The sequence below is a fragment of the Burkholderia sp. genome (assembly GCF_018375725.1).
GTDB lineage: Bacteria > Pseudomonadota > Gammaproteobacteria > Burkholderiales > Burkholderiaceae > Burkholderia.
The window spans coordinates 1-1,548 of sequence record NZ_JAHACR010000510.1 but is presented as its reverse complement, the minus strand read 5'-3'; the positions used below and the strand labels follow the sequence as shown (position 1 = coordinate 1,548).

The following is a 1,548-nucleotide window of genomic DNA, read 5'->3' as shown; positions in this document are numbered from 1 at the left end:
GCCGCTGTGATCGGCGGCACCGGCGCATTCTTCGGGCCGGCGGCCGGCGCCGCCGTGCTGACCGCGCTGAGCATCGTCGTGGCGGGCGTGTCGCGTGCATGGGCGCTGTATCTCGGCATCCTGTTCGTCGCGATCGTCGTGGCCGCGCCGCGCGGGATCGCGGGCATCGCGCAGGCGCTCGCGCATGCATTGCGGCGCGGCGCGCCGGCGGCCGAGCGGTGGCGCCTGCTGTGCGGTGTCGGCGCGTGTGTGTTCTGGGGCATCGCGATTGTCGGCGCGGCCGAGCTCGGCTATGCGTGGCGCTTCGCGCAGGGCGACGGCGCCGGCTTCGCGTTCGGCGCATGGCGCATCGACGCCGATACGCCGGCCGGCTGGACCGTCGCATGCTCGGCAGCCGGCATCGGCACGCTGCTGTGGGGCTGGCGCGCGCGGTTCGCGCAGGCTGGCAAGTGGGAGGAGGTGCGATGAACGGCAACGCGATCGCGCTGCACGGCGTCGTGCAGCGCTTCGGTGCGCAGACCGTGCTCGACGGCATCGAGCTGAGCATTGCAGCCGGCGAGCGGCATGCGCTGATCGGGCCGAACGGCGCGGGCAAGTCGACACTATTCGGCGTGATCGCGGGTGCGACGCGGCCGACGCGCGGGCGCGTCGTGCTGCACGGCGTCGAGCTGCGCGGGCGCGGGCCGGTCGTCGCGAGCCGCCTCGGCATCGGCCGCAGTTTCCAGCAGACGAGCGTGTTCGCGCGGCTGACCGTGTTCGACAGCCTGCGCTGCGCGGCACAGCATGCGCCAGCCGAGCGGCGGCGCTGGTGGAACCGGCTGCGCGAATCGGCGTCCGTCGATCTCGCGGCTGCGCGTGTGCTGCACGACATCGGTCTCGACGCGCGGCGCAACACGCCGGCCGTCGAACTGAGCTATGCGGAGCAGCGCGCGCTCGATCTCGGAATCGCGCTCGCGAGCGGTGCGCGCACGCTGCTGCTCGATGAGCCGACGGCCGGCATGAACCGCGCGCAGGCGGCGCGGATGATCGCGCTGATCCGCGCGACCACGCAGGGCCGCACGGTGCTGATGATCGAGCACGACATGGACGCGGTGTTCGGTTTCGCCGAGCGCATCACGGTACTCGTGCGCGGCACGGTGGTCGCGACCGGCGTGCCCGATGCGATCCGTGCCGATCCGGCGGTGCGCGCCGCGTATCTGGGTGAGGGCGGCGCATGAGCGCACTGCTCGACATTCGCGATCTGCGCGCGTGGTACGGGCTGCAGCCCGTGCTCGACGGCGTCGATCTTGCGCTCGCACCGGGCGAGACGCTCGCGCTGCTCGGCCGCAACGGCTCGGGGCGCTCGACACTGGCGAAGGCCGTGCTGGGGCTCGTGCGCACGGCCGGCTCGGTGCGGATCGCCGGCGCCGAATGCGCGGGCGCGCGCACGTTCGAGATCGCGCGGTGCGGTGTCGCCTATGTTGCCGAAAGCCGCGACGTGTTCCCGCTGCTGACGGTGCGCGACAACCTGCGGCTCGGGCTGCGCGGCGTGAGCGGCGCGGACGAACG

The 1,548-nt window shown here is 73.3% G+C and carries 2 protein-coding genes and 1 pseudogene; all 3 read left to right on the top strand.

The genetic code is table 11. The features are described 5' to 3' along the window. Positions 1–468 (top strand): annotated as a pseudogene (locus KH616_RS24935) (branched-chain amino acid ABC transporter permease); the annotation flags it as partial. Further along, complete coding sequence (locus KH616_RS24930) at positions 465–1,217, top strand: ABC transporter ATP-binding protein (protein WP_292254900.1); 753 nt, start codon at positions 465–467, stop codon at positions 1,215–1,217. The pseudogene KH616_RS24935 and the gene KH616_RS24930, both read left to right, overlap by 4 nt. Further along, the coding region (locus tag KH616_RS24925) for an ATP-binding cassette domain-containing protein (protein ID WP_292254897.1) at positions 1,214–1,548 on the top strand (335 nt) is incomplete at its 3' end. The genes KH616_RS24930 and KH616_RS24925, both read left to right, overlap by 4 nt.